This is a genomic window from Streptomyces sp. NPDC048639, from assembly GCF_043199075.1.
Lineage (GTDB): Bacteria > Actinomycetota > Actinomycetes > Streptomycetales > Streptomycetaceae > Streptomyces.
Window position 1 is genome coordinate 92,350 of record NZ_JBICVP010000004.1, and the last position, 24,254, is coordinate 116,603.

The following is a 24,254-nucleotide window of genomic DNA, read 5'->3' on the forward strand; positions in this document are numbered from 1 at the left end:
GTATCGCTCGCCGACCTCTGGGTTTCCTATGAGTCCGGATACCGGTCACCGGCCGCTCCCGGCGGGCCGGCGCCCCGGGTTTCCCGCGGCAGCACCGCTCTCCCCGCCTCCGCGCGCCCCCGCCGGGCACGCTCCCGGGCCTCGCGGCTCAGAGGAAACACAGAGGAACCGCTGCCACGGTGAGCCGACCGCCGCCCGGGGCAGCCGAACCAGCCCCGGCGGCCCGCAGCCATCCGACCCGGGGAGAAGTGATGACCACCGCCCAGCAGACCACCGGCGCCGGCCCCCGGCGCGCACCGCAGCACGCGCCGCCGCGCGTCCGGCCGCCCTGGTACGTGACGGGTGCCGCGGTCCTGCTCCTCGTTCACGCGGGTGCCGCCGCCGTGATCGTCCTGTGGTGGGGGAACACGGAGTCGGTCGTCGGCCTCGGCGGATGGCTGATCAACGCGGGCCGGCTGACCGGTCTGCTCGCCGGATACGCCTGCGCGGTGCTGCTCGCACTGATGGCGCGGATACCGTTCCTGGACCGCACGGTCGGGTCCGACCGGCTCGCCCGCTGGCACGCGATGGGCGGGCGCTACACCGTGTCCCTGGCCGTCGCCCACACCCTGCTGATCATCTGGGGCACCTCGGCCACCTCCGGGACCGGCGTCGTCGACCAGACGACCACCCTGGTCTTCGAGTACGAGGACATGCTCTGGGCCGCCATCGGCTTCCTGCTCCTCCTCACCGTCGGGACCGCCTCCGCGCGCGCAGCCCGGCGCCGGCTGTCGTACGAGACCTGGCACTTCCTGCACTTCCTGACCTACCTCGCGGTCTTCCTCGCCTTCTTCCACCAGCTCTCCAACGGGACGGACTTCGCGGGCAGCAGCACCGCGACCACGGCCTGGTACGCGCTGTACCTCGGCGTCGCCGCCGCGCTGCTCTGGTACCGCTTCCTCACCCCCGTACGGCGCGCCCTGCGCCACCGGCTGCGCGTGGCCGAGGTGCACCCCGAGGCCCCCGGCGTCGTCTCCGTCCACATCACCGGCCGGCACATCGAGAAGCTGGGAGCGAGGCCCGGGCAGTTCTTCCGCTGGCGCTTCCTGACAGCGGGCCACTGGTGGACCGCCAACCCGTACTCGCTGTCCGCGCCCGCCGGACCCGGTTCCCTCCGGATCACGGTCAAGGCGGCGGGCGGCCACAGCCGGGCCCTGGCCTCCCTGCGCCCGGGCACCCGCGTCTGGGCCGAGGGCCCGTACGGCGCCTTCACGCCGGAGCGCCGCAGCCGTACGAAGGTGCTGCTCGTCGCGGGCGGGGTGGGCATCACGCCGCTGCGGTCGCTCTTCGAGACGCTGCCCGGCCCGGTCACCCTCCTGTACTTCGCGCGCAGCTTCCAGGACCTCGCTCTGCGCGAGGAGCTGGACGACATCGCGGCCGCACGTGGCGCGGGTGTGCACTACGCGGTGGACGAGCCGGGCGGGTCCTCGGTGGCCCTGACCCCGGAGTCGCTGAGCGCGCTGGTCCCGGACCTGGCGGGCCACGACGTCTATCTGTGCGGGCCTCCCGGGATGACGGCGGCGGCCCGAACTGCTTTGCGCGGCGCGGGAGTTCCGCGCCACCGCATCCACCACGAGACGTTCGCGTTCTGACAAGCCCCCCACGAAAGGCCGATCATGAAACGAGTCGCCCTCACGACCACCGCGACCGTCGCGGGCCTGGTCCTGCTGCTCTCGCTGAAGCCCCACGAGGAGCCGGAGGCAACCGCCTCGCGAACGCCTGCCGCCGAGCCGCGCCCCAGCACCTCGGCGAGCGGCACGGCGTCCGCCTCACCGGAGGCGGCCGAGGCCAGCGGTGCCTTCACCGGGGACACGGTGAACACCGAACGCGGGCCGGTGCAGGTGAAGGTCACGCTGGACCGGGGCCGGATCGCCGCGGTCGATGTGCTCCAGGGCGTCCACGAGGGCGGCCCCAGTGCCGACGCCGTGCCGAAGCTCAAGCAGGCGACGCTGACCGAGCAGTCCGCGGACATCGACAGCGTCTCCGGAGCCACGTACACCAGCGAGGGCTACATCACCTCCCTGCAGAGCGCGTTGGACCGTGCCGATGCCTGAGCAGGAGCGGCTGCGCCATGTGGAGCACGCCATGGGCACGGTCTTCTCCTTCGACGTCCGCGGCCCCGCGACGCCCGCGGTACGCGGCGCGCTGGCCGAGGCCGTCGCCTGGCTGCACCAGGTGGACGCCCTCTTCTCGACCTACCGTCCGGAGAGCCAGATCAGCCGGCTGGACCGGGGGGAGCTGACCGTGGCGGAGTGCGACCCGGACGTGGCCACCGTGCTGGAGCTGTGCCGGTCCGCGGCCCGGCTCAGCGGCGGCTGGTTCGACGCCCGCGCCGGCGGGCGCCTCGACCCCTCGGCCATGGTCAAGGGCTGGGCGATCGAGCGGGCGTCGCAGATGCTGTACGACGCGGGCGCCCGCGACCACAGCGTCAACGGCGGCGGAGACGTCCAGTGCCGGGGCGAGGCGGCGCCCGGCACCCCCTGGCGGGTCGGGGTCGCGCACCCGTTGCGGCGGGGGGAGTTGGCGACGGTGGTGTCCGGGCGGGATGTGGCGGTCGCGACCTCGGGCACCGCCGAGCGCGGGCATCACATCCTGGACCCGCGCACCGGCCGGCCGGCGGCGGGGCTCGCCTCCGTCACGCTGGTGGGCCGTCACCTGACGGAGGTCGACGCGCTGGCCACCGCGGTGTTCGCGATGGGGGAGGAGGCCCGTACGGGGGTGGGGCGGATGACGGGGGTGGAGGCGTTCGCGGTCACGGCGGAGGCGGCGACCTGGTGGACTCCGGGGTTTCCCGCTCACGTTCCGGTCGTCACGGTCTGACGGGACCGACTCCCCAACGGTGCGGCCTTCATCACTTCTCGGCGGTGCGCCCTTCACCGGGATGTCATCCCTCGGGTCCGCCGGTCCGCGCCATGGCAACAACTTGTCGCTACCGACCAGTAGTCGGAACGACTTCTTCCGTCCATCATGAAGCGTGAGCATGCCAGCGGCCCTTCAACGTACCCACGAAGGACCGGAATTCCCCGTGTCGGAATCTGCGACCCAGGAGTGAACCCCCCATGCATGGACGCAACTGGACAACACGGATAGCGGTATCCGTCGCCGCGGTGGCTGTCACCTCGGTGACGGCGGTCGGCGCGGCGCCGGCCACCACCGCATCCGCACCGGCCGCCGCAGCGAGCGCGCCGAGCACGTACGCCGTGCCGGCGGCGCCGTCCCAGGCGGCAGGCGCCCGGGCCGGGTTCGCGGACGTCGACTACGCGACCTGGAAGAGCGATGTCAGCGCGGTGACCGACGTCGCCCGCCCCTATCTCGAACAGCGCATCTCCCAGGGCTCCGGCGAGAAGATGGCGATCGTCCTCGACATCGACAACACCTCGCTGGAGACGCACTTCCACCCCTTCTGGGAGTACCCGACGCCCCCGGTCCAGCAGACTCTGGACCTCGCGCGCTACGCCAAGTCCCGTGGTGTGGCGGTGTACTTCGTGACGGCACGGCCCGGCATCATCTACTCGATGACCAAGTACAACCTGGAGAAGGCCGGTTTCCCGATCTCGGGTCTGTACGTGCGTGATCTGCCCGACCTCTTCGAGGAGGTCAGCAAGTACAAGACCGCCAAGCGGGCCGAGATCGAGGCCAAGGGCTACAAGATCATCGCGAATATCGGCAACACCCCGACCGACATGGCCGGCGGTCACGCCGAGAAGACCTTCAAGCTTCCCGACTACGACGGCGCCCTGTCCTGAGGCCTGTCCTCAGGCCTCCGCCCTCGCGCGCCTGAACTGCCCGGCGTGATCGGGCGGTTCTCCGGATCACCACCGCGCCGCCCCTGCCGGACTCCTCCGGGAGGGGCGGCGCGTCGTGTGCCGGTGGGTCGTCAGGCGCCGAGCGCCGCCCGCGCGGCCGGCATCGCCCGCTCGCGGTCCTCCGGCACCAGGCCGATGCGCGTACGGCGGTCCAGCAGGTCGCCCTCGTCCAGCGCCCCTTCGTGCCGGACGGCCCAGCGCAGCTCCGCGCCCGTGATGCCCGCGGCGACCGGTTCGAGGAGCGCGGGGTCGTCCGCGGCCTCGGCCAGGACGGCGGCGGCCTCGCTGCCGTACCGGGCGACCATCCGCGGCGGGGCCGCAACGGCCCCCGACCGGGCGGGAGTCACGGCGCCGATCAGCGGCAGCGACTGCGTACGGCAGGGTTGTGCCGCCAGCCCCGCCCTGGCCAGCCCTGCGTCGACGGCGTCCTCGGCCATGGCCCGGTACGTCGTGAGCTTGCCGCCGACCGCGGTGATCACCCCGGCGGACGAGGTCAGCACGGCGTGCCGCCGCGAGAGGTCGGCGCTGCGCCCCGTCCCGGAGTCCAGCAGCGGACGCAGCCCCGCGTACGTGCCGATGACGTGCTCGCGGGTCAGCGGCGCTGCGAGCACCTCGGAGAGGACGCCGAGCAGGAAGTCGATGTCGTGCTCCGGCGCTTCGGGTACGTCGGGGACCGGCGTGTCCAGCGGCTCGTCGGTCAGGCCCGCGTAGATCCGGCCGTCGGCCTGCGGCAGCGCGAAGACGAAGCGGTTGGTCTCGCCGGGCACGGGGACGGTCAGCGCGGCCCGCGGGTGGCCGAGCGCCGAGCCCGGCAGCACGATGTGGCTGCCGCGGCTGGGCCGCAGCCGTACGCCGGAGGCCAGCGTGTCGGCCCAGACGCCGGTGGCGTTGATGACGCACCGCGCGCGGACGGTCAGCGGCTCGCCGGTGAGTTCGTCGCGCAACTCCGCGGAGTTCCCGTCCAGTTCGACGGCCGCGCACCGGGTGACGATGTGCGCGCCGTGCGCCGCCGCGGTGCGGGCCAGCGCCACCACCAGCCGTGCGTCGTCGGTGAGTTGGCCGTCGTAGGAGAGCTGGCCGCCGCGCAGGCCCGCGGGGCGCAGGGCCGGGGCGAGGGCGAGGGTGAGGGCCGCGGAGATCCCGCGCGAGGGCGGCAGGGCGCCGGCCCCGGCGCGGGCGGAGAGGCGCAGCACGTCACCGGCGAGGAAGCCGGCGCGCGTGGTGGCCGCCCGCAGGAGCGGGGTGTCGTCGTGGACGGGCAGCACCATGGGCAGGGCGCGCACCAGATGGGGCGCGGTGCGGCTCATCAGCAGGCCCCGCTCGCGGGCGCTCTCGTACGCGATGCCGACGTCGCCGGTGGCGAGATAGCGCAGGCCGCCGTGGACGAGCTTCGAACTCCAGCGGCTGGTGCCGAAGGCGAGGTCGTGGCGCTCGGCGAGGACCACGCTCAGCCCGCGGGAGGCGGCGTCCAGGGCGATGCCGGTGCCGGTGACACCGCCTCCGACCACGAGGACGTCGATGTCGGGCCGGTGGGTGAGGTGGTCAAGTGAGCGTTCGCGCCGCGCGGCGTTGAGGGAGCCGGGCCGGTTCGCGGGGCGGCGGTTCATCGCGTTGCCTCCAGCGGTCGCAGGTATCCGTCGAGGAGCAGGCGCAGCTCGTCCAGGAGCCGGTCGTCGGTGAGGGTGTCCGCGACGAGGCGGCGCGAGGTCGCCACGGACTGCACGGTGAGCAGGACGATCCGGGCGAGTCGCTCCGCATCGTCCTTGCGGATGGAGCCGTCGGTGCGGCCGGCGTCGATCTCGGCGCGGATCAGGTCCAGTGCCGCGCGCTGGCTGGATCCGAAGCGGTGGAAGACGTACGTGGCCAGCACGTCGGTCTCGGTGTCGACGAAGCGGTTGAAGAGGGGGTGGGCCCAGAGCGCGCCGACCGTGCCCGCGCACTGGTGGATCAGGCGCTCGCGGGCCGTCGCCTCGTCCGCCTGCAGGGCGCAGGCGTCGAAGACCGTACGCAGTTCGCGGGTCAGCAGATCGGCGACCAGCGAGGAGATGTCGGACCAGTGCCGGTAGACGGTGGGGCGGCTGACGCCTGCGCGACGGGCGACATCGGTGAGCGTGGTGCGGCGGACTCCGAAGGCCTCGATGCACTGCCGGGCTGCGTCGAGGATCGCGTCCTCTCTTTTACGCATTGACGTCATGTGTAACACTGTACTCCATGACTCGTCCCCAACACCGCGTCGGTGAGATGGCCTGGAACGCCTGGGGCGACCCCGGGCAGGCACGCACTCTCAACGACTCCGTACGCCAGTTGATAACCCAGGCGCTCAGCGTCACGACCGAGGCGGAGGCCCCCGTTCCGGAGGCCGACCTCTCGCTCGCCCCGAGCGCTCTGCCCGACGCCGCCCACGCGGCCCTCACCACCGTCGTCGGCACCGAGCACGTGCTCACCGACGCCACGACGCGCGTTCTGCGCACCGGCGGCAAGAGCACCCCCGACCTGCTCCGCCGCCGCGCCGGAGATGTCGCCTCCGCCCCCGACGCCGTCGTGCGCCCGGGCACCCACCAGGAGGTGGAGGAGGTGCTGGCCGCCTGCGCCTGGCACCAGATCGCCGTCGTGCCCTTCGGCGGCGGCACCAGCGTGGTCGGCGGAGTCGAACCGCTCCGCGGCCGGTTCGCCTCCCTGATCAGCCTCGACCTGCGCCGTCTGGACCGTCTGGTCGAGCTGGACACCGAGTCGGGGACCGCCACCCTGGAGGCGGGCCTGCGCACTCCGGAGGCCGAAGAGCTGCTGAACGCCGAGGGGTTCACACTCGGCCACTACCCGCAGAGCTACGAGTTCGCCACCATCGGCGGGTACGCCGCCACACGCTCCTCCGGCCAGGCATCCGCCGGGTACGGGCGCTTCGACGACATGGTGACCGGGCTGCGCGTCGCCACCCCGCGCGGCACCCTCGACCTCGGTCGTGCCCCCGCGTCCGCCGCCGGGCCCGACCTCCGTCAGCTCTTCCTCGGCTCCGAGGGCGCCTTCGGCGTCATCACCGAGGTGACGGTGCGCGTGCGCAGGGTCCCGGAGGGGCGCCGCGACGAGGCCTGGTCGTTCCCCGACTTCGCCCGCGGTGTCGCTGCGGTGCGCGCACTCGCGCAGTCCGGCGCGCTGCCCACCTCGATCCGTATCTCGGACGAGACCGAGACCTTCGTCAACGCCGCTGTCGCCGGGTCCTCCGCGCCCGAGGGCTGCCTGGCCGTCGTCGGCTACGAGGGCAACGAGACGCGGATCGCCGAACGCCGCGCAGCGGTCGACGCCGTCCTCCGGGAGCACGGCGCGTCCCCGCTCAGCGAGGACACGGCCGGCGACTGGCGGCGCTCCCGCTTCTCCGGCCCGTACCTGCGGGACGCGCTGCTGGACACCGGCATCCTCAGCGAGACCCTGGAGACCGCGGCGAACTGGGCCGATATCACCCGGCTGCGGGAGCGCGTGACAGCCGCGCTCACCGAGAGCCTCGGTGCGGACGGCCCCGCCCCGGTGGTCTTCTGCCACCTCTCCCACGCCTACCCGTCGGGCGCCTCGCTGTACTTCACCGTGGCCACGGACGCCGGGGCCGAGCCCGAGAAGCGGTGGCGGGCCGCCAAGCGGAGCGCGAGCGACGCCATCGCCGCGAGCGGCGCCACGATCACCCACCACCACGCGGTCGGCGTCGACCACGCCCCGTGGATGGAGGCAGAGATCGGTCCCCTTGGTGTGGAGGTGCTGGCGGCGGTCAAGAAGACCGTGGACCCGCTCGGCGTCCTCAACCCCGGCAAGCTCATCCCCACGACGTCATGACGGGCCGCCGCGCCGCGGTGCTGGTCAATCCGGCCGCGGGACGAGGAGCCGCCCGGCGGGCCGCCGACGAGGCCGTACGGGGCCTGAGTTCGGCCGGCTGGCAGACGGGCGTCGTCATCGGGAAGGACGCGGACGACTCCCTCGCCGGCGCACGCGAGTGCGTTGCGTCCGGGGTCGACGTGCTCGCCGTCGCCGGCGGCGACGGCATGGTCAGCATCGGCCTCCAGGCGGTGGCCGGAACCGACACACCTCTGGCCGTCATCCCCGCGGGAACCGGCAACGACTTCGCCCGGTCCCTGGGGATCCCGCGCGACGACACGGCGGCCGCGGCGCGCCTGATCGTGGAGGGCGTACGCCGGTACGTCGACCTGGGACGCTGCGGGGACCGCTGGTTCGGGACGGTGCTGACCTCGGGCTTCGACTCGCTCGTCACCCACCGAGCCAACTCCATGTCCTGGCCGCGCGGCCGGGCCCGCTACAACCTGGCGATCCTCGCCGAGCTGGCAAAACTGCGACCGCTGCCGTTCTCGCTGCGCCTGGACGGACGCACCGTGGAGCTGGACGCCACACTCGTGGCCGTCGGGAACGCCCCGTACTACGGGGGCGGGATGAAGATGTGCCCCGAAGCGGACCTGGACAGCGGGCAGTTGGCCGTCACGGTCGTCGAGGCGGTGGGACGGACCGAACTGGTCAAGGTCTTCCCCCGCGTCTACAAGGGCGCACACACCACGCACCCCCGGGTGCGGACCTACACGGCCCGCACGGTGGAGATCGACTCACCGGGTGTCTTCGGGTACGCCGACGGGGAGCTCGTGGGCGATCTGCCCGCGCAGGTGACCTGTGTCCCGCGGGCGGTCGCGGTGATGACACCGGGGTAAGTGGTCCGTGCAGACCGGCCGGACGTTGGTCCGATGTGCCGCTGACCGACGTGCAAGGGGATCGGATCGAGCCCTGCTTCAGGGCCGGACGGCCGAAGCGAGGTGGTCGCCGGCGCATGCGCCGCGCTGAGCAGCGCCGGTGACGACCGAGAGGTGGGGCAGAAGCCTCGATCCTGGCGACCCCGTCCAGCACCCGAAGGGGGAGCCGGCTCTGGTCGAGGGTGAGGCAGCGGCGGCCTAGACGACGGGAGGGCGCCCCAGGCGGGTCATCCGCCACACCGTGGTCCACCGCATGGGCCGCCTGGGGCCGCATGACTCACGCAGGCCCTCGGCAAAGCCTGCCGCCCAGGCTCGCAGGCCTGTCAGAGACCGTGTGCGTACCACCGTCAACACGGTCCAGACGCCGAGGTAGAGGGGCACGAGGAGGGCCGGAAGGTGGCGCTTGGCCAGCCACACCCGGTTTCGGGCCACCATGCGGAAGTAGACCGCGTGGCGGGTCGGCGAAGTCCAGGGGTGCTGCAGAACCAGCTGCGGTTCGTAGAGCACCTTCCATCCCGCGTCCAGGGCTCGCCACGCCAGATCGGTCTCCTCGTGGGCGTAGAAGAACGGCTCGGGCCAGCCACCGATCTGCTGGAGCATAGGCATCGACAAGCCGTGTCCGCCGCCGAGGAAGGTCGTCACCAAGCCGCCGCGCATCGGGTCCCCGGCCCGTAGCCGGGGAACATGCCGACGCTGCGTGCGACCGCGTTCGTCAGCAATGCGGAAACTGACGATGCCCAGTCCCGGGTCGGCCTCATAGAGGTGGACGAGCCGGGTGAAGACGTCAGTGCTGATCAGCAATCCGTCGTCGTCGAGGTCTACCACGATGTCGATGTCACCGAACTCCCGGAGCCGGGCCAGGGCGGCGTTCCGGCCCCCTGCGATGCCCAGGTTCTCCGCGAGCTCCACCCCCGTAACCGCTTCGGGAAGGGGCGGCAGTGGTGCGCCATTGGCGACGACCACCACCCGTGCGGCAGGTGTGTCCTGCTCGGCGACCGAGTCGAGGAGGTCGGCCAGTTCAGCGGGCCGATTCCCCATCGTCAGCACGGCAACGCCGACGCGCAGATGACGCACGGATGAACTCTCCGTTCCTCAGGGCCGGTGTCCGCGATGGTATCCGGCTCCGGTAGCGGCCACTGCCGGACGCAGAAGGACTCATGCCGTCCATCCGCCCAAGTGACTACGGGACCGCTCCCGCACCAGGGACGCTGCACGGCAGCCCGGACGAGCAACTGGAAGATGCGGACCTGGCCGAGTTCCTCGCCTTCTGGGAGGGTCAACCCCGGGGAATACGGCCCTTGCTGACCATCGCGGCCCGCACCCGCTCCTCGGCCAGGCCGCGCCCCGCGTCGTGCGGTGTGACGTTGCGCCGTGCCGCCTCCTCCAGCACCGTCGTGGTGTTGGCCCGGAGCCGGGAGGAGACGGCCCGGAAGATCTGCGGCGTCTCCGGCCGGAAGCCGGAGTAGCGTCCGTCCATCGCGAACGCCGCCGCCACCACGCCGCCGGCGTTGGCCACGATGTCCGGGACCACGGTCACTCCACGTGCGGCCAGCACGGTCTGCGCAGACGGCGAGGTGGGCAGATTGGCGCCCTCGACGACCAGGCGCGCCTTGATCCGGTGGGCGGTGTCGTCGTCGATGACGTCCTGGAGCGCGGCAGGCACCAGAACCTCGCAGTCAACGGTGAGTTCGGCGTCGGACGGCAGGGCCGTCCCACCCTCGTAGTGGGCCAGGCAGTGGTCTCCGTACGCCTCCCGGGCGCGCAGCAGCGCGGGGACGTCGAGCCCGGCGGGGGCGTGGAGGGTGCCGTGGGCGGTGGAGACGGCGACGACCCCGGCGCCCAGTTCGGTGAAGCGCTGCGCCGCCGCGGCGCCGACGGCGCCGAAGCCTTGGAGGGCGACGCGCGATCCGGAGAGCGGAAGGCCCAGCGTCCCGGCGGCGGCGTCCGCGGCCTCGGCGACGCCGTACCCGGTGACGCCGAGCTTGTCGTACGCGACGCCGCCGAGATGCTGGGGAGTGCCCACCGCGGCGCCGCGGTCGCCCAGTTCGTCCTGGATGATCGCGGCGTCGTCCTCGGTCAGCCCCATGTCCAGGCCCATCACGTACTCCCGGGGGACCTCGTTGGACAGCGCCCGGGCGAACGCGCGCAGGACCGCCTCCTTGTCCGGTGCCGCCGGGTCGGCGACGATCCCGGCCTTGGCCCCGCCGTAGAAGAGGTCGACACCGGCCCACTTCCACGTCATCACCCGGGCCAGGCGGGCGACTTCGCCGACCGTGACCGTGGGGCCCATCCGGGTCCCGCCCTTGCCGACGCCGCGCGCGGTGTTGTCGATGACCAGCACGCCCTTCATGCCGGTACGCCGGTGGGAGACGACGACGATCTTCTCGGGGCCCCAGTCGTCGACGAGCGAGAGCGAGTCGGTCACGGTGCGGGTCCTTCCTTCTTCCTTCATCGGTGCGCGCATCGGTTGCGCGGGAGGGGAGGTGCGAGGGTTCACGGGAGCGCGCGGGCGATCAGCTCGGCGAGGTGGGTCGCCTCCCGGCCGCCGTGCTGGGCGATCTGGGTACGGCAGCTGAAGCCGTCGGCGAGGACGACGGTGCCGGGCGGGGCGGAGCGCACCGCGGGCAGCAGGACCTGCTCGCCCGCGGCGACCGACACCTCGTAGTGCCCGCGTTCGAAGCCGAAGTTGCCCGCGAGACCGCAACAGCCCGATTCCGACACGGTGTTGTCCACACCCATCCGGCGCAGCAGCGCGGCGTCGGCGCCGAAGCCCGAGGTGGCGTGCTGGTGGCAGTGGGTCTGGCTGAGGGAGTCCGCCTCGACCCGCGGTGGCGCCCAGTCCGGGGCGCCGGACTCCAGGAGTTCGGCGAGGGTACGGGTGGAGGCGGCCAGGGCGCGGGCGGCGGGGTCCCCGTCGAGGAGCTCGGGGAGGTCGGTTCTCAGGGCCGCTGTGCAGCTCGGCTCCAGCCCGACGACCGGTATGCCCTCCTCCACGGCGGAGGCCAGGGAGCGGACCGTACGCCGGCCGATCCGGCGGGCGACGCCGAGCTGGCCCGTGGTGATCCAGGTCAGTCCGCAGCACTGGGTGCCGTCCGGGACCCGGACGCGGTAGCCCGCGCTCTCCAGGACGGCGACGCCGGCCCGGAGAACTCCGGGTGTGAAGTGGTTGTTGAAGGAGTCCGCCCAGAGCACCACCGGCCCGCGGGCGCCGCTGCCCCGCGGGGCCCGGTCGCGGAACCAGTCCAGGAAGGTCTGCTGAGCGAACGGCGGGATCGTGCGCTCGGGCGCGATCCCGCCGAGCCGCTTGAGCAGGGGCGCGGTGGCCCGGGAGGAGGTGAGGGCGTTGACGGCGCGGGGGGCGCGGGCCGCCGCCCGGGCGATCAGCGGCAGCCAGCCCATCGAGTAGTGGGATGCCGGGCGCAGCCGGCGGCGGTAATGGTGGTGCAGGAACTCGGACTTGTACGTGGCCACGTCGACGCCGACGGGGCAGTCGGCGCTGCACCCCTTGCAGGACAGGCACAGATCGAGGGCGTCGCGGACCTCGGCCGACCGCCAGCCGTCGGTGATGACCTCGCCCTGCGTCATCTCGTACAGCAGCCTGGCCCGTCCGCGGGTGGAGTCCTTCTCGTCCCGGGTGACGCGGTAGCTGGGGCACATCACACCGCCGCCCGGCCGGGCCGTACGGCATCTGCCGACACCGACGCAGCGGCGGGTGGCCTTGGCGAAGTCGCCGTCGTCGGCGGGGAAGGGGAACACGGTGGCGAGGGGGAGAGGGGTGCGGCGCGGGGAGGTCCGCAGGTCCGCGTCCATGGGAAGCGGGCGCACGATCATGCCGGGGTTGAGCCCGTTCTGCGGATCCCAGGCGTCCTTGAACCGCTCGAACAGGGCGATGACCTCCGGCGGATACATCAGGGGCAGCAGCTCGGAGCGGGCCTGCCCGTCACCGTGTTCGCCGGAGAGCGAGCCGCCGTGCTCCGCGACGAGCCGGGCGGCCTCGGTGACGAAGGCGCGGAAGACGGCAGTGCCGTGCTCGGTGGTGAGGTCGAAGTCGATCCGTACGTGCAGACAGCCCTCGCCGAAGTGCCCGTACACCGCGCCGCGCAGACCGTGCCGGTCCAGGAGACGGGTGAAGCCCCGCAGATAGGACCCCAGCCGGTCGGGCGGCACCGCCGCGTCCTCCCACCCGGGCCATGCCTCCGAGCCGTCGGGCAGGCGGGTCGCGAGCCCGGCCCCGTCCTCCCGGATCCGCCACAGTGCCCGTGCCCGTACGGGATCGGTGACGGTCTCGGCGCCGGTGCATCCCTTCGCCTCCCGTGCGGCCGCGCTCAACGCCGCTGCCGTCGCGGTGAGTTCGCCGTCCGTACGACCGCCGAGTTCGGCGAACAGCCAGGCCCCTGCCGGGGGCAGGCTGTCGATCGCCTCCCGTACGGACGGCCGGGTGACGATGTCCGTCAGGGCGGTGTCGAGCCCTTCCAGGGCCAGCAGGGGGTGGCGCAGCAGGTCCGGTACGGCGTCCGCGGCGGCGCAGGCGTCGTCGAACCCGAGGACCACCAGCGCTCGTTCGGGCGGCGGGGCGATCAGGGCGACCGTCGCGGAGAGGATCACCGCGCAGGTGCCCTCGCTGCCCACAAGGGCCTTGGCGAGGTTGAAGCGGCGCTCGGGAAGAAGGTGTTCGAGACCGTAGCCCGAGACCTGGCGGGGGAAGCGGGCCAGTGAGGTCCGCAGGGTCTCCAGGTTGCCGCGGGCGAGGTCGTGGAGGGCGGCGACGAGCCGGCCCCGTTCGCCGCCCTGGGCGACAGCGGCCTCGATCTCGGCCGGGGTCATCTCGCCGACGGTCAGGACGGCGCCCCCGTAGGTGAGCACCTCCAGCTCGACGACGTTGTCCACGGTCCGGCCCCAGGCCACCGAGTGCGAACCGCACGCGTTGTTGCCGATCATGCCGCCCACCGTGCAGCGGCTGTGCGTCGAGGGATCCGGGCCGAACCGCAGACCGTGTCCGGCGGCCGCGGCCTGGAGGTCGTCCAGCACGGTCCCCGGTTCGACGGTCGCGGTCCGCGCTCCCGGGTCGAGCGAGAGCACCCGGCCCATGTGGCGGGAGAAGTCCAGGACGACGCCGGGGCCGACGGCCTGGCCCGCGGTGCTCGTCCCGGCTCCCCGCGAGGTGACGGGGACGCCGAGCCGGCGGCAGACGGCGACCGCGTTGATCACCTGCTCGCGGTGGCGGGGGAAGACCACGGCCAGCGGCACCCGGCGGTAGTTGGAGGCGTCCGAGGCGTACTGGGCCCGTCGGCCCGCGTCGGAGGAGACCTCGCCGCAGTCCGCGAGCGCCAGGGCTCCGGCGACCGCCGCCGGGTCGGGGATCCGGCCGCCGGCCTCAGCAGTCGTCGCCACGTGTGCTCGCTCCTTCGGGGGGGGTCCGGCCCGGCGACCGTCCGCCGGGCCCACTCCACCCTGGAGGCCGGTCACCGCAGCGACAAGAGCCAGCAGCCCGACAGAATGCGCGCCCCAGGCCAAGCAGGTCTTACCCTTGAGCCAGGGGTTGCACCCGCAGCGCCGACCGCACCGGACCGTCCCGAGGAGCCGGCATGCTCAAGCCCGTCCATCTGCTCACCCTGCGCGCCGTGTGCCGGAGCGGGTCGTTCGCCGTCGCCGCCCGGGAGCTCGGCTACACCTCCTCCGCGATCTCCCAGCAGATCGCCGCCCTGGAGAAGGACACCGGCCTCGTCCTCTTCGAGCGCGAGGCCCACGGCATCCGGGCCACCGCCGCCGCCCACCGCCTCGTCGACGCCGGCGCCCGGGTGCTGGCCGCCCTGGACGATCTGGACCATCACGTACGGGAGTTGGCCACCGGTACCGCCGGGCGTCTGCGGCTCGGCAGCTTCCCCACCGCCAGCGTCCGGCTCGTCCCCGCCGCCCTCACCGCCTTCGCCGCCTCGCACCCCCGGGCGGAGATCCGGCTGGAGGAGGGCGAGCCCGACGAACTCCTCGGGCCCCTCGCGGGCGGCGATCTGGACGTGGCCCTCGCCTATGAGTACGGGCTCAGCCCCCGCCAGTGGCCCGACGGACTCACCGCCCACCCCGTCCTCCGCGAGGACCTGCTGCTCCTGCGCCCGCGCGACAGCGACCTGGCCGCGGAGCTGCCGTCCCTCGCCGGGGCGCGCTGGGTGACCAGCCGGGAGGGCACGGCCGGGGCGCTCTCCCTGAACCGGCTGTGCGCGGCGGCGGGATTCACCCCCGCCGTCGGTTTCCGCAGCAACAACTACGACGTCGTACGGGAGTTGGTCTCCGCGGGATTCGGCGTCGCGGTCGTGCCCGCGCTCGGGCACGTGGAGGACGAGCGGATCCTCGCCACCCGCCTCGGGCGGCGCTCCGCCTTCCGCCGCGTCGTGGCGCTGCACCGCGGGGCCAACAGCAATCCGCTGCTCCCCGCGGTGCTCACCGCGCTGCGCCGTGCGGCTCCCGGCGATGCCGCTCATGTGCGGCCGGTCGGCTCCTGAGGCGGAGGCGCAGAGGTGCTTCGCCCGCCGGCACCGTTGTCGCCCGGTCCCTCGGCGTCCTCGGGCCCGTCGGTGTCGGAGAGTTCGTCCAGCGCGTCCAGGTCCACCGAACCCCCCGGCATCACCCGGCGCGTCCTGCGGTAGCCGTACAGCGCGTAGATCGCCAGCCCCACCAGCAGCCAGGCGCCCAGCCGCAGCCAGGTCTCCCAGCGCAGGAACGACATCAGCCAGACCGAGAAGACAATGCCCAGCACCGGTACCACGGGCATGCCGGGGCAGCGGAACCCGCGGCGCAGATGGGGCTTGGTGTACCGGAGGACCAGCACGGCGGCGGAGACCACCACGAAGGCCAGCAGCACGCCGATGTTGGTGAGTTCGGCGACGGCGTTGATCGGCAGCAGCCCGGCCAGGACGGCGGAGATGATGCCGATCAGCCAGGTGGCGCGGTGCGGGATCCTCGTACGGGGGTGGATGGCGCCGAACCAGGCGGGCATCAGCCCGTCCCGGCTGAGCGCGTACCACAGCCGGGAGGCGCCCATCATGAACGAGAACGTCACGGTCACGATCCCGATGACCGCGCCCACCGCGATGACATTGGCCAGCCCCGAGAGCCCCACGCTCTGGAAAGCGCTGGAGAATCCGCTGGTGGGGTTGAGGTCGGAGTAGTGCTGCATGCCGGTCAGCACCACACAGGCCAGCACGTACAGCACCATCGAGATGCCGAGCGACAGCAGCATCGCCTTGGGCAGCTTGCTCCGGGCCTCGACGGACTCCTCGGCGGCCGTGCTCAGCGCGTCGTAACCGAAGACGGCGAAGAAGACCGTAGCGGCCCCGGTGAAGGCGCCGCTGAGCCCGAAGGGGGCGAACGGATCCAGGTTCCCGGTGTTCACCTTGGTCATGCCGACGATCACCACCACCAGCACGATGGCGATCTTGACGATCGTCAGCACGGTCTCGACCCGGGCCGAGGTGCGCGTGCCGCGGGTCAGCAGCCAGGCCACACCGAGGCAGATCAGCACGGCCACGAGGTCGATCCGGTGCCCCTCCCCGGTGCCGGGCGCGCCGAGCGCCCAGGTGGGCAGATCGAGGCCCACCGCCTCCAGCAGGAACCCCACGTAGCCGGACATGCCGATGGCGACCACGGCGACGATCGCGGTGTACTCCAGCAGCAGGTCCCAGCCCACGATCCAGCCGACGACCTCCCCGAGGACGGCGGCGCAATAGGTGTACGAGGAACCGGCCTTCGGCACCATCCCGGCGAACTCGGCGTAGGCGAAGGCCGCGCACAGCGAGGCCGCACCGGCGACGAGGAAGGAGATCACGACCGCGGGGCCGGCCACGTCCCGGGCGACGGCCGCGGCCAGGCTGAAGACGCCCGCGCCGATGATCGCGCCGATCCCGATCATCGTGAGCTGGGTCAGGCCGAGGGTGCGCACCATGCGCTCCCCGGCGGGCTGTTCGGAGGGCAGGGTGCGCCGGAAGATGCCTCGCGGGCCTCGTCCCAGCAGATCCGGCAGTGTCGAACGTGAGGTGCTGTTCGGGGACATCGTCTCTTCCTTGTCCGGTCGTCCGGCTGACGGCGGGCCCTTGACGGCGGCCGTCGTGGGGAGCGGGTCACCACATGGCTGGACACCTTGCCCACGGCGCGCGGGCGGGAGAAGACCTCGCAGAGCGACACCTTCCCGGCCTGAGGGCAAGAAGGATTGAGCCTGCTCGCGGGGCGGGACGGGGGAGGAGATTCAGCTCCCGGCGCCGGGACCGCCCAACTGCCGCCCGTCGCCGAGCTGTTCGTCACCGGCGAGTTCGCGCAGGATGTCGACGAGCGCCGTCACCGTCGGCCGGGACTCCGCCGAGGCCCGGACCACGACGACGATATGGCGCTCGAACTCCTCCCGGAGCGGCACCACGTCGAAGGCCGACGCACGCAGCCGCAGCATCAGGTCCGTCACCGTGGATACCCCGATGCCCGCCTCGACCAGCGCCAGTGTCGCCGCCGTATCGGTCACCACATGCCGTACGTCGGGCTCGACGCCCGCCCGACGGCACGCGGTCCGCACCGCGCGCCCGTAGTAGGTGTCGGCCGCCGGCAGGATCCAGCCGAGGTCGCGGGTGTCGGCGAGCGCGACCGGGCCGGAGCCGGGCATCGTCCCGGTCGGTACGGCCAGCGAGAACCGCTCCCGGTACAGGCGGCGCAGCCGCAGGGCCGGGTCGCGGGGGATGGGGACATCCGGATAGTCCAGGCCGAGCGCGAGGTCGACGGCCCCGGCGGCGACGGCGTCGAAGACCTCGTCGACGTCCATGTCCTGGCTGTGCACGCTCAGGGCCGGGTGCCGTTCGCGGACCCGCCGGAGCGCCAGCGGCAGGATCTCGGCCGCGGCGGTCGCGAACAGCCCCACGTGCAGGACGCCGGCGATGTCGCCCCGCGCCCGCTCCAGCGCCTCGACGGCCTCGGCCTCGGTGGCCAGGATCCGCTCGGCGTGCGCGGCGAGGGTGACCCCGGCGTCCGTGAGCTCCACCCGCCGCCCGACCTTGCGCAGCAGCCGCATCCCGGTCGCCTTCTCCAGCGCCGCGATCTGCTGGGAGACGCCGCCGGGGGTGTAGCCGAGGGCGTGGGCCACCGCGGTGATGGTGCCCCGGCGGGGCAGCTCGACCAGCGACCGCAGCTGAGCACTCGTCCACTCCATACAGCCACGCTAATAGGTCGAGTGGAAAAACCGTTCATGGACGTCAACGGTCGGCGGGATGCACGATGGCCCGGAGCCGCTGATCAGCAACCTCCTCCGTCATGCCAGCCCGCGCCGGACCCCGCGAACCCCTCGCGCACCCCGGCCGGCCACAGAGAGGGATCGGTCTTGTCCATCTCACCCACGCCCGGCCCGCTCCCTCCGTCCGCCGAGGTGGTGATCATCGGCGGCGGGGTCATGGGCACCAGCATCGCCTTCCATCTCGCCGAGGCCGGGATCACCGACATCGTCGTCGTCGAGCAGGGTGCCCTGGGCAGCGGAAGCTCCGGCAAGCCCATCGGCGGGGTCCGCGCGCAGTTCTCCGACCCGCTGAACATCGAGATCGGCGACCGGAGCCTGCGCGCGTACCGTGACTTCCCCCGCCGCCCCGGCGCGGACATCACCCTCGACACCGTGGGCTATCTGTTCCTGCTGACCACCGAGCAGCACGCCGCCGACTTCGAGATCAGCGTCGCCATCCAGAACGAACTCGGCGTCCCCAGCCGCATGATCGGCCCCGCCGAGGCGCAGCGCCTGTGCCCGTACGCCGCCACCGACGGCCTGCTCGCCGGCGCCTACTCCCCGGCCGACGGCCACGCCCGCCCCGGGCTCGTCGTCCAGGGCTACGCCGCGGCCGCCGCCGCGGCCGGTGCGGTGATCGCCCCGCACACCACCGTCACCGGCATCGACACCACCGGCGAGCGGGTGAGAGTCGTCCACACCAGCCGCGGCCCGGTCCGCTGCTCCACCGTCGTCTGCGCGGCCGGGGCGTGGTCGGCCGGGATCGGCCGGATGGCCGGGGTCGAACTGCCGGTGCGGCCCGTACGGCGCCAGCTCGCCTTCAGCGCACCGCTCGACCCCCCGGCCCCGCGGATCCCCTTCACCATCGACTTCGCCTCCAGCGCGTACTTCCACAACAGCGACGACGGACTGCTGTTCGGGCTCGCCGACCCGGACCAGGAGGAAGGGTTCGACACCACCTGGACCCCCGGGTGGATGGACCTCTTCCGCGCCGCGGCCCGCCGCCGCGCGCCCGCCCTCGCGGACATGGAGACCTCCGGCGGTTGGGCCGGGCTCTACGAGGTGACCCCCGATCACAACGCCCTGATCGGGCGGGCCCGTTCACCGGAGAACTTCCTCTACGCCACCGGATTCTCCGGCCATGGCTTCCTCCAGGCCCCGGCCGTCGGCGAGATCGTGCGCGACCTGCACCTGGACCGTACGCCGGCCGTGGACGTCACCCCGCTCGCCGTCGACCGTTTCACCGCCGGTGCCGATATCCGTCCCGAAGCCCACATCGTGTGAGCCGTACCCCACCGAAAGGCAGAGACCAGCCCATGTTCAGCCAGTGGCAACTGCGCGCGGCGTTCGCGCACCGGCTCTCCGAGATGTACGGACGGGAGGTGCCCGCGTACACGACGCTCGTCGATGTCTCCCGCGAGGTCAACGAGGACGTACTGCGCGCCGAGGGCGCCGGCGCCGAACGCCTCGGTTCCATCAGCCGCGTCACCGCCGAGCGCCACGGCGCCATCCGGGTCGGCACCCCGGACGAACTGAACCAGGTCGCCCGGATCTTCGGCGCCCTGGGCATGCGCCCGGTCGGCTTCTACGATCTGCGCGAGGCCGCCTCCAGCGCCGTGCCCGTGGTCTCCACCGCCTTCCGCCCGGTCGACGCCGAGGAGCTGGCGCGCAACCCGTTCCGCGTCTTCACCTCGATGCTCACCCCCGCCGACCCCCGGTTCTTCGACACCGAACTGCGCGAGCGCCTCGAACGGTTCCTCGCCGAGCGGCAGCTCTTCCCGCCCGAGCTGCTCGCCCTCGCCGACCGGGCCGAGGCCGAGGGCGAGCTGCCCGACGCCGAGGCCGGGCGCTTCCTCCACCTCGCCGTCCGGGCCTTCGAACTGTCCACCGAGCCGCTGGACCAGGGCTGGTACGAGACCCTGGAGCGCGTCTCCGCCGTCGCCGCGGACATCGGGGGCGTCCGCAGCACCCACATCAACCACCTCACCCCGCGCGTCCTGAACATCGACGAGCTCTACCGCCGGATGACCGAGCGCGGCGTCACCATGATCGACACCATCCAGGGCCCGCCCCGCTGGGACGGCCCCGACGTCCTGCTGCGCCAGACCTCCTTCCGCGCGCTGGCCGAACCCCGCCCCATGCGCTCAGCGGACGGCCAGGTGACCAGCGGGGCCCTGCGGGTGCGCTTCGGCGAGGTCGAGGCGCGCGGCATCGCCCTGACCCGGCAGGGCAGGGCGCTCTACGACGACCTGCTCACCCGTATCGACGACCGGGCGGCGAAGGACGGCGGGGACCGCCAGGAGATCGCCCGCGCCCTGTGGGAGGAGAAACTCCCCGCCACCGAACGCGAACTGGCCGCTTCCGGCCGGGCGTTCTTCACCTACCACCCGGTGCCCGGTCGCCCCCGGGACGGCAGCCCGCCCCCCGCCGGCCTGGCCGAACTCCTCGACCAGGGCTGGGTGGAGGCCAGGCCCATCGTCTACGAGGACTTCCTGCCCCGTTCGGCGGCGGGCATCTTCCAGTCCAACCTCAGCGACCAGGGCTCGCGCAACGACAGCCACTCCGCCGTCCGCTACGACAGCGACTGGCTCTCCGGCGCCGTCGGCCGCGAGGTGCTCGATCCCTTCTCCCTGTACGAGCGGCAGCAGAACCGGTCCCTGGAGCAGGTGGCCCGGGACCTGGACCTGCCGGGCCCACCCACGGCCTGACGCCGCCGCACACCGTCCACCCATACGGAAACCCCGAAAGGACCACCCCTCATGACCGGCAATGACGTCACCCTTCCCAGCACCGACGATCTGCGCGAGCGGGCGATCGCGGCCCTGCGGCGCGTGGGCGCCGAAGTGCCGGAGGGAAGCGACTTCGCGGCGCGGACGCCGATCACCGGCGAGGACCTCTTCGGTCTGCGGGCCACCACCGACGCCGAGGCGGACGAGGCGATCCGGGCGGCCGCCGAGGCGTTCCGCACCTGGCGCGTCACCCCGGCTCCCCGCCGCGGTGAACTCGTGCGGCGCCTGGGCGAGTTGCTGCGCGAGCACAAGAGCGACCTCGCCGACCTCATCACCGTCGAGGCGGGCAAGATCCGCTCGGAGGCGCTCGGCGAGGTCCAGGAGATGATCGACATCTGCGACTTCGCCGTGGGCCTCTCCCGCCAGCTCTACGGGCGCACCATCGCCTCGGAACGCCCCGGCCACCGCCTCGCCGAGACCTGGCACCCGCTCGGCGTCGTCGGCGTCATCTCCGCGTTCAACTTCCCGGCCGCGGTGTGGTCGTGGAACACCGCCGTCGCCCTGGTCTGCGGCGACACCGCGGTCTGGAAGCCCTCCGAGCTCACCCCGCTGATCTCGCTCGCGTCCAGCCGGCTGCTGGCCCGCGCGGCCGAGGACGTCGGCGCCCCCGCTGCTGTGCACGGCCTGCTGCTGGGCGACCGGGACCTGGGCGAACGGCTCGTCGACGACCGGCGGGTGGCGCTCGTCAGCGCGACCGGGTCGACCCGTATGGGCCGCGAGGTCGGACCGCGGGTCGCGGCCCGCTTCGGGCGAAGCCTGCTGGAACTCGGCGGGAACAACGCCGCCGTCGTCGCCCCGTCCGCCGATCTCGACCTGGCGGTCCAGGGCATCGTGTTCGCCGCGGCGGGCACGGCCGGACAGCGCTGTACGACGCTGCGGCGCCTCATCGTCCACCGCGACCTCGCCGACACCCTCGTCGACCGGCTCACCACCGCGTACCGCAAGCTCCCGATCGGCGACCCGTTCGAGGAGAGCACCCTGGTCGGGCCGCTCATCTCCGAGCGGGCCCAGGAGGCCATGGAGGACGCGCTGACCCGGGCGCGCGCCGAGGGCGGCACGGTCCTCGTCGGCGGCGGCCGGCGCGCGTCCGGTACGGCACCGCGGGCCGCGTACGTGGAGCCCGCCATCGTCCGGATGGAGCAGCAGACCGGGGTTGTTCGCGAGGAGACCTTCGCGCCCATCCTCTACGTCCTGACCTACGACACCCTGGAGGAGGCCATTGACCTGCACAACGACGTGCCGCAGGGGCTCTCGTCCAGCATCTTCACCCGCGACCAGCAGGAGGCGGAACGCTTCCTGTCCGCGGAGGGCTCGGACTGCGGCATCGTGAACGTCAACATCGGCACCTCGGGGGCCGAGATCGGCGGGGCCTTCGGCGGCGAGAAGGAGACCGGCGGGGGACGGGAGTCCGGGTCCGACTCCTGGCGCGCGTACATGCGCCCGGCGACCAACACCATCAACTACTCCAGCGAGTTGGCGCTCGCGCAGAACGTCAGCTTCCTCTGATCCCGCCTTCGCCCGGCCCGCCCGCCCCGTCCCGGTACTGCCCGCGGGCGGGGCGGTTCTCCGGCGGGTGGGGCGGCCGCGGAGCGGCGCGTACGGCCTCCGGATCCCCGCGGAGCAACGGGTCCGGTCCCAGGAGGTGCAATCTGGCGGGACCGGGGTGAAAATAGCAAGATGGCTGCCTTGTACACAGCCCCTTGTCGTCGGCAGCCGGGCCCGAGCGACCCGGCCCGAGCCGCGCTGTTCCACCACCGGCAGATCGCGGGCGATGCGCGTCGCCGCTCCGCCGGCGGTGCCCCGGAACCCGTCCCCGCACGATGCGAGGTCTGAACCGTGGACACCTGGGCGACCTGGACGACTGCCGGCGTGATCTCCGGCCGGGGCGGCGTCATGACCGACGAGGTGGGAGCCATCACCGGCGACCTCACCGTCCACACGACGTGGCTGGAGGGGGAGGCGGCGGTGGCCGTCCAGTACACCGGTGCGGAGGACTGGTACACCGTGACCGGCAGCCCGATCCATGCCGGCGACGAGCTCACCGGCAGGGCCGTGCACCAGAAGGCCGTCGAGACGATCAGATCCGGCCATGCCGCGCGTCTGTCGACCGAGGACCAGGGTCTTCCGGGCGGCGCGTAAGGAGTGCGGGGCGCGGGCCATTCGGAGCAGGGCACGAGTGGCGGCCCGAGGGCAGGCTCCACAGCTCCTACGGTGCGGAGATGACCAACGCTTCCACACCTTCAGGACAGGACCTGACCAGGCGTGTTGCCCTCCGGGGGCTCGCCGCGGGAGCCGGTGCGGCCGCCGTCACCGCGGCGGTCGGCGGCACGGCCTTCGCCGCCGCTCCCACGCCCCTCTCCGCGGGCCCCTCGACCCCGTCCGAGCCCGCCGGCAACCCCACCCCCGGGGTGATGCAGCTCTTCGACGACCCCGGGTTCAACTTCACCGGCCTCCTGGCGCTCGGTGCCGCCGGGTACGGCTCCTCGGAAGTCGGTGAGGTCCTCACGGCCGTCAACGCCATCAACGCGGCGGGCCTGAGCAACCAGACCTACACCGACACGTTCCGCTCCTGGGGCCGCCGGCTGGCCAAGTCGGCCGCCGCGGCGGGTGCGAGGGAACAGACCGAAACACAGCGCGCCCAGGCGATCCGTGCGTCCCAGTACTACGCCCAGGCGCTGTTCTACGTCCTGGGCACCGACGACCCGGGCGCCGAGGAGAACCTCTACTGGGCGACCCGGGAGCAGTGGGACACCTTCGCCCGGCAGTGGGTCCCGGCCGCCCTGCAGACGACGGTGAACTGGGGCAAGGTGAAGATGCCGGTCTGGCTCTTCCGCCCCGACACCAGCGGCAGGCCCCGCCCCACGGTCATCCTCACGAACGGAAGCGACGGCCAGAACGTCGACATGTGGACCTACGGTGTTCCGGCCGCCCTCGCGCGCGGGTGGAACGCACTGGTCTACGACGGTCCGGGGCAGGGCCAGATGCTGTTCGTCAACCAGATCCCGTTCACCAGGCGTTGGGACCATGTGGTGACCCCGCTGGTCAACTGGCTGACCCAGCGCAGCGATGTCGACCACCGCCGCATCGCCCTCACCGGGCTGAGCATGGGCGGCGACCTCGTCGGACAGGCCGCCGCCTTCGAGCACCGCATCGCCGCACTGGCCTCCATGCCCGGCTGCCTGTCGCCGTGGCTGGCGTTCCCGCCCGAGGTGCGGGAGATCCTCAAGCCGACCAAGGCGGAGACCAACCGGTACTGGAACGAGGAGATCGTGCCGACGCTCACCCCCGAGCTGGCCTTCCCCCTCAAGAAGCGGTTCGAGCCGTTCGACCCCGCCGTGATGCGCGCCGCCCGGCAGGGGCGCATCTTCACGGACTTCTGGACCCCGGCCCAGGCGGTCATCGCGCTCGACATCACCAACGTCGTGCCGCAGATCCAGTGCCCGACGCTCGTTCTGGACTACGACGACGAGCAGTTCTACCCGGGGCAGCCGAGGGAGATGTACAACCTGCTCCGCTCGCCCAAGAAGTACATCAAGCTCACGCGCGCGCAGGGGGCGCAGCTCCACTGCTCGCCGATGGCGCCGCAGACCCACTGCGAGACGGTCTTCGACTGGCTGGACCGTACCCTGCACGTATGACAGCC

Annotated in this window: 19 protein-coding genes; 12 read left to right on the forward strand and 7 right to left on the reverse strand. The window is 72.8% G+C overall.

The genetic code is table 11. The features are described 5' to 3' along the window. Positions 1-251 precede the first annotated feature (251 nt). The 4 genes from ACGFNH_RS12260 (at position 252) to ACGFNH_RS12275 (ending at position 3,785) form a co-directional block, all read left to right on the forward strand. Entirely contained in the window at positions 252-1,631 is a 1,380-nt protein-coding gene (locus ACGFNH_RS12260; protein ID WP_393653005.1) for a ferric reductase-like transmembrane domain-containing protein, read from the forward strand. Between the two features lie 24 nt (positions 1,632-1,655). Beyond that, positions 1,656-2,093 carry an FMN-binding protein gene (locus tag ACGFNH_RS12265; protein ID WP_393653006.1) on the forward strand — a complete coding sequence of 146 codons (438 nt, stop codon included), beginning with the start codon at positions 1,656-1,658 and terminating at the stop codon, positions 2,091-2,093. Further along, complete coding sequence (locus ACGFNH_RS12270; RefSeq protein WP_393653007.1) at positions 2,086-2,859, forward strand: FAD:protein FMN transferase; 774 nt, start codon at positions 2,086-2,088, stop codon at positions 2,857-2,859. Before ACGFNH_RS12265 ends, ACGFNH_RS12270 begins: the two co-directional genes overlap by 8 nt. A gap of 239 nt (positions 2,860-3,098) precedes the next feature. Beyond that, positions 3,099-3,785, forward strand: coding sequence for an HAD family acid phosphatase (locus ACGFNH_RS12275; RefSeq protein WP_393653008.1), 687 nt, complete (start codon positions 3,099-3,101; stop codon positions 3,783-3,785). Between the two features lie 131 nt (positions 3,786-3,916). Here the strand turns inward: ACGFNH_RS12275 and ACGFNH_RS12280 are convergent, their stop codons facing one another. Further along, positions 3,917-5,452 (reverse strand): glycerol-3-phosphate dehydrogenase/oxidase, encoded by a 1,536-nt coding sequence (locus tag ACGFNH_RS12280; protein ID WP_393653009.1) that lies wholly within the window; start codon positions 5,450-5,452, stop codon positions 3,917-3,919. Beyond that, positions 5,449-6,039: a TetR/AcrR family transcriptional regulator gene (locus ACGFNH_RS12285; protein WP_393653010.1), complete on the reverse strand. Its 591-nt coding sequence runs from the start codon at positions 6,037-6,039 to the stop codon at positions 5,449-5,451. The genes ACGFNH_RS12280 and ACGFNH_RS12285 overlap by 4 nt, the downstream gene beginning before the upstream one ends. Before the next feature lie 17 nt (positions 6,040-6,056). Between ACGFNH_RS12285 and ACGFNH_RS12290 the strand changes: the two genes are divergently transcribed. After that, the gene (locus ACGFNH_RS12290; protein WP_393653011.1) at positions 6,057-7,664 is read left to right on the forward strand and encodes an FAD-binding oxidoreductase; all 1,608 of its coding nucleotides are present in this window, start codon (positions 6,057-6,059) and stop codon (positions 7,662-7,664) included. After that, on the forward strand, positions 7,661-8,542 hold the full coding sequence (locus ACGFNH_RS12295) for a diacylglycerol kinase (RefSeq protein ID WP_393653012.1): 882 nt from the start codon (positions 7,661-7,663) through the stop codon (positions 8,540-8,542). Before ACGFNH_RS12290 ends, ACGFNH_RS12295 begins: the two co-directional genes overlap by 4 nt. 237 nt (positions 8,543-8,779) lie before the next feature. Here ACGFNH_RS12295 and ACGFNH_RS12300 read toward each other — a convergent pair whose 3' ends face one another. From ACGFNH_RS12300 to ACGFNH_RS12310, 3 genes are all read right to left on the reverse strand, one after another. Then, a complete protein-coding gene (locus ACGFNH_RS12300; RefSeq protein WP_393653013.1) occupies positions 8,780-9,655 on the reverse strand; it encodes a glycosyltransferase family 2 protein in 876 nt (291 codons plus the stop codon). Positions 9,656-9,857: 202 nt separating this feature from the next. Beyond that, positions 9,858-11,006, reverse strand: a complete 1,149-nt coding sequence (locus ACGFNH_RS12305) for a Glu/Leu/Phe/Val dehydrogenase (RefSeq protein WP_393653014.1) — start codon at positions 11,004-11,006, stop codon at positions 9,858-9,860. 68 nt (positions 11,007-11,074) lie between these two features. After that, positions 11,075-13,972: an FAD-binding and (Fe-S)-binding domain-containing protein gene (locus tag ACGFNH_RS12310; RefSeq protein WP_393653015.1), complete on the reverse strand. Its 2,898-nt coding sequence runs from the start codon at positions 13,970-13,972 to the stop codon at positions 11,075-11,077. A 194-nt stretch (positions 13,973-14,166) separates the two neighbouring features. Between ACGFNH_RS12310 and ACGFNH_RS12315 the strand changes: the two genes are divergently transcribed. Further along, positions 14,167-15,078: a LysR substrate-binding domain-containing protein gene (locus ACGFNH_RS12315; RefSeq protein ID WP_393653016.1), complete on the forward strand. Its 912-nt coding sequence runs from the start codon at positions 14,167-14,169 to the stop codon at positions 15,076-15,078. On the opposite strand, the gene ACGFNH_RS12320 is transcribed toward ACGFNH_RS12315, so the two are convergent. After that, on the reverse strand, positions 15,054-16,625 hold the full coding sequence (locus tag ACGFNH_RS12320) for an amino acid permease (protein WP_393653017.1): 1,572 nt from the start codon (positions 16,623-16,625) through the stop codon (positions 15,054-15,056). The genes ACGFNH_RS12315 and ACGFNH_RS12320 overlap by 25 nt on opposite strands. 192 nt (positions 16,626-16,817) lie before the next feature. Continuing rightward, positions 16,818-17,762, reverse strand: coding sequence for a LysR family transcriptional regulator (locus tag ACGFNH_RS12325; RefSeq protein ID WP_393653018.1), 945 nt, complete (start codon positions 17,760-17,762; stop codon positions 16,818-16,820). Positions 17,763-17,930: 168 nt separating this feature from the next. On the opposite strand from ACGFNH_RS12325, the gene ACGFNH_RS12330 reads away from it, so the two are divergent. From ACGFNH_RS12330 to ACGFNH_RS12350, 5 genes are all read left to right on the forward strand, one after another. Then, the gene (locus tag ACGFNH_RS12330; RefSeq protein WP_393653019.1) at positions 17,931-19,106 is read left to right on the forward strand and encodes an NAD(P)/FAD-dependent oxidoreductase; all 1,176 of its coding nucleotides are present in this window, start codon (positions 17,931-17,933) and stop codon (positions 19,104-19,106) included. Positions 19,107-19,138: 32 nt separating this feature from the next. After that, positions 19,139-20,530 carry a 2-oxoadipate dioxygenase/decarboxylase family protein gene (locus tag ACGFNH_RS12335; protein WP_393653020.1) on the forward strand — a complete coding sequence of 464 codons (1,392 nt, stop codon included), beginning with the start codon at positions 19,139-19,141 and terminating at the stop codon, positions 20,528-20,530. A gap of 51 nt (positions 20,531-20,581) precedes the next feature. Next, complete coding sequence (locus ACGFNH_RS12340; RefSeq protein WP_393653021.1) at positions 20,582-22,117, forward strand: aldehyde dehydrogenase family protein; 1,536 nt, start codon at positions 20,582-20,584, stop codon at positions 22,115-22,117. Positions 22,118-22,447: 330 nt separating this feature from the next. Beyond that, complete coding sequence (locus tag ACGFNH_RS12345; protein WP_393653022.1) at positions 22,448-22,750, forward strand: hypothetical protein; 303 nt, start codon at positions 22,448-22,450, stop codon at positions 22,748-22,750. A gap of 80 nt (positions 22,751-22,830) precedes the next feature. Beyond that, on the forward strand, positions 22,831-24,249 hold the full coding sequence (locus ACGFNH_RS12350) for an alpha/beta hydrolase family protein (RefSeq protein ID WP_393653023.1): 1,419 nt from the start codon (positions 22,831-22,833) through the stop codon (positions 24,247-24,249). Positions 24,250-24,254 lie beyond the last annotated feature (5 nt).

Bases quoted from the DNA above. Each gene is read 5' to 3' on its own strand.
- ACGFNH_RS12270 (WP_393653007.1), top strand. From the start codon at position 2,086: ATGCCTGAGCAGGAGCGGCTGCGCCATGTGGAGCACGCCATGGGCACG.
- ACGFNH_RS12335 (WP_393653020.1), top strand. From the start codon at position 19,139: ATGTTCAGCCAGTGGCAACTGCGCGCGGCGTTCGCGCACCGGCTCTCC.
- ACGFNH_RS12290 (WP_393653011.1), top strand. From the start codon at position 6,057: ATGACTCGTCCCCAACACCGCGTCGGTGAGATGGCCTGGAACGCCTGG.
- ACGFNH_RS12285 (WP_393653010.1), bottom strand. From the start codon at position 6,039: ATGACGTCAATGCGTAAAAGAGAGGACGCGATCCTCGACGCAGCCCGG.
- ACGFNH_RS12275 (WP_393653008.1), top strand. From the start codon at position 3,099: ATGCATGGACGCAACTGGACAACACGGATAGCGGTATCCGTCGCCGCG.
- ACGFNH_RS12325 (WP_393653018.1), bottom strand. From the start codon at position 17,762: ATGGAGTGGACGAGTGCTCAGCTGCGGTCGCTGGTCGAGCTGCCCCGC.
- ACGFNH_RS12295 (WP_393653012.1), top strand. From the start codon at position 7,661: ATGACGGGCCGCCGCGCCGCGGTGCTGGTCAATCCGGCCGCGGGACGA.
- ACGFNH_RS12265 (WP_393653006.1), top strand. From the start codon at position 1,656: ATGAAACGAGTCGCCCTCACGACCACCGCGACCGTCGCGGGCCTGGTC.
- ACGFNH_RS12260 (WP_393653005.1), top strand. From the start codon at position 252: ATGACCACCGCCCAGCAGACCACCGGCGCCGGCCCCCGGCGCGCACCG.
- ACGFNH_RS12315 (WP_393653016.1), top strand. From the start codon at position 14,167: ATGCTCAAGCCCGTCCATCTGCTCACCCTGCGCGCCGTGTGCCGGAGC.
- ACGFNH_RS12320 (WP_393653017.1), bottom strand. From the start codon at position 16,625: ATGTCCCCGAACAGCACCTCACGTTCGACACTGCCGGATCTGCTGGGA.
- ACGFNH_RS12350 (WP_393653023.1), top strand. From the start codon at position 22,831: ATGACCAACGCTTCCACACCTTCAGGACAGGACCTGACCAGGCGTGTT.
- ACGFNH_RS12280 (WP_393653009.1), bottom strand. From the start codon at position 5,452: ATGAACCGCCGCCCCGCGAACCGGCCCGGCTCCCTCAACGCCGCGCGG.
- ACGFNH_RS12340 (WP_393653021.1), top strand. From the start codon at position 20,582: ATGACCGGCAATGACGTCACCCTTCCCAGCACCGACGATCTGCGCGAG.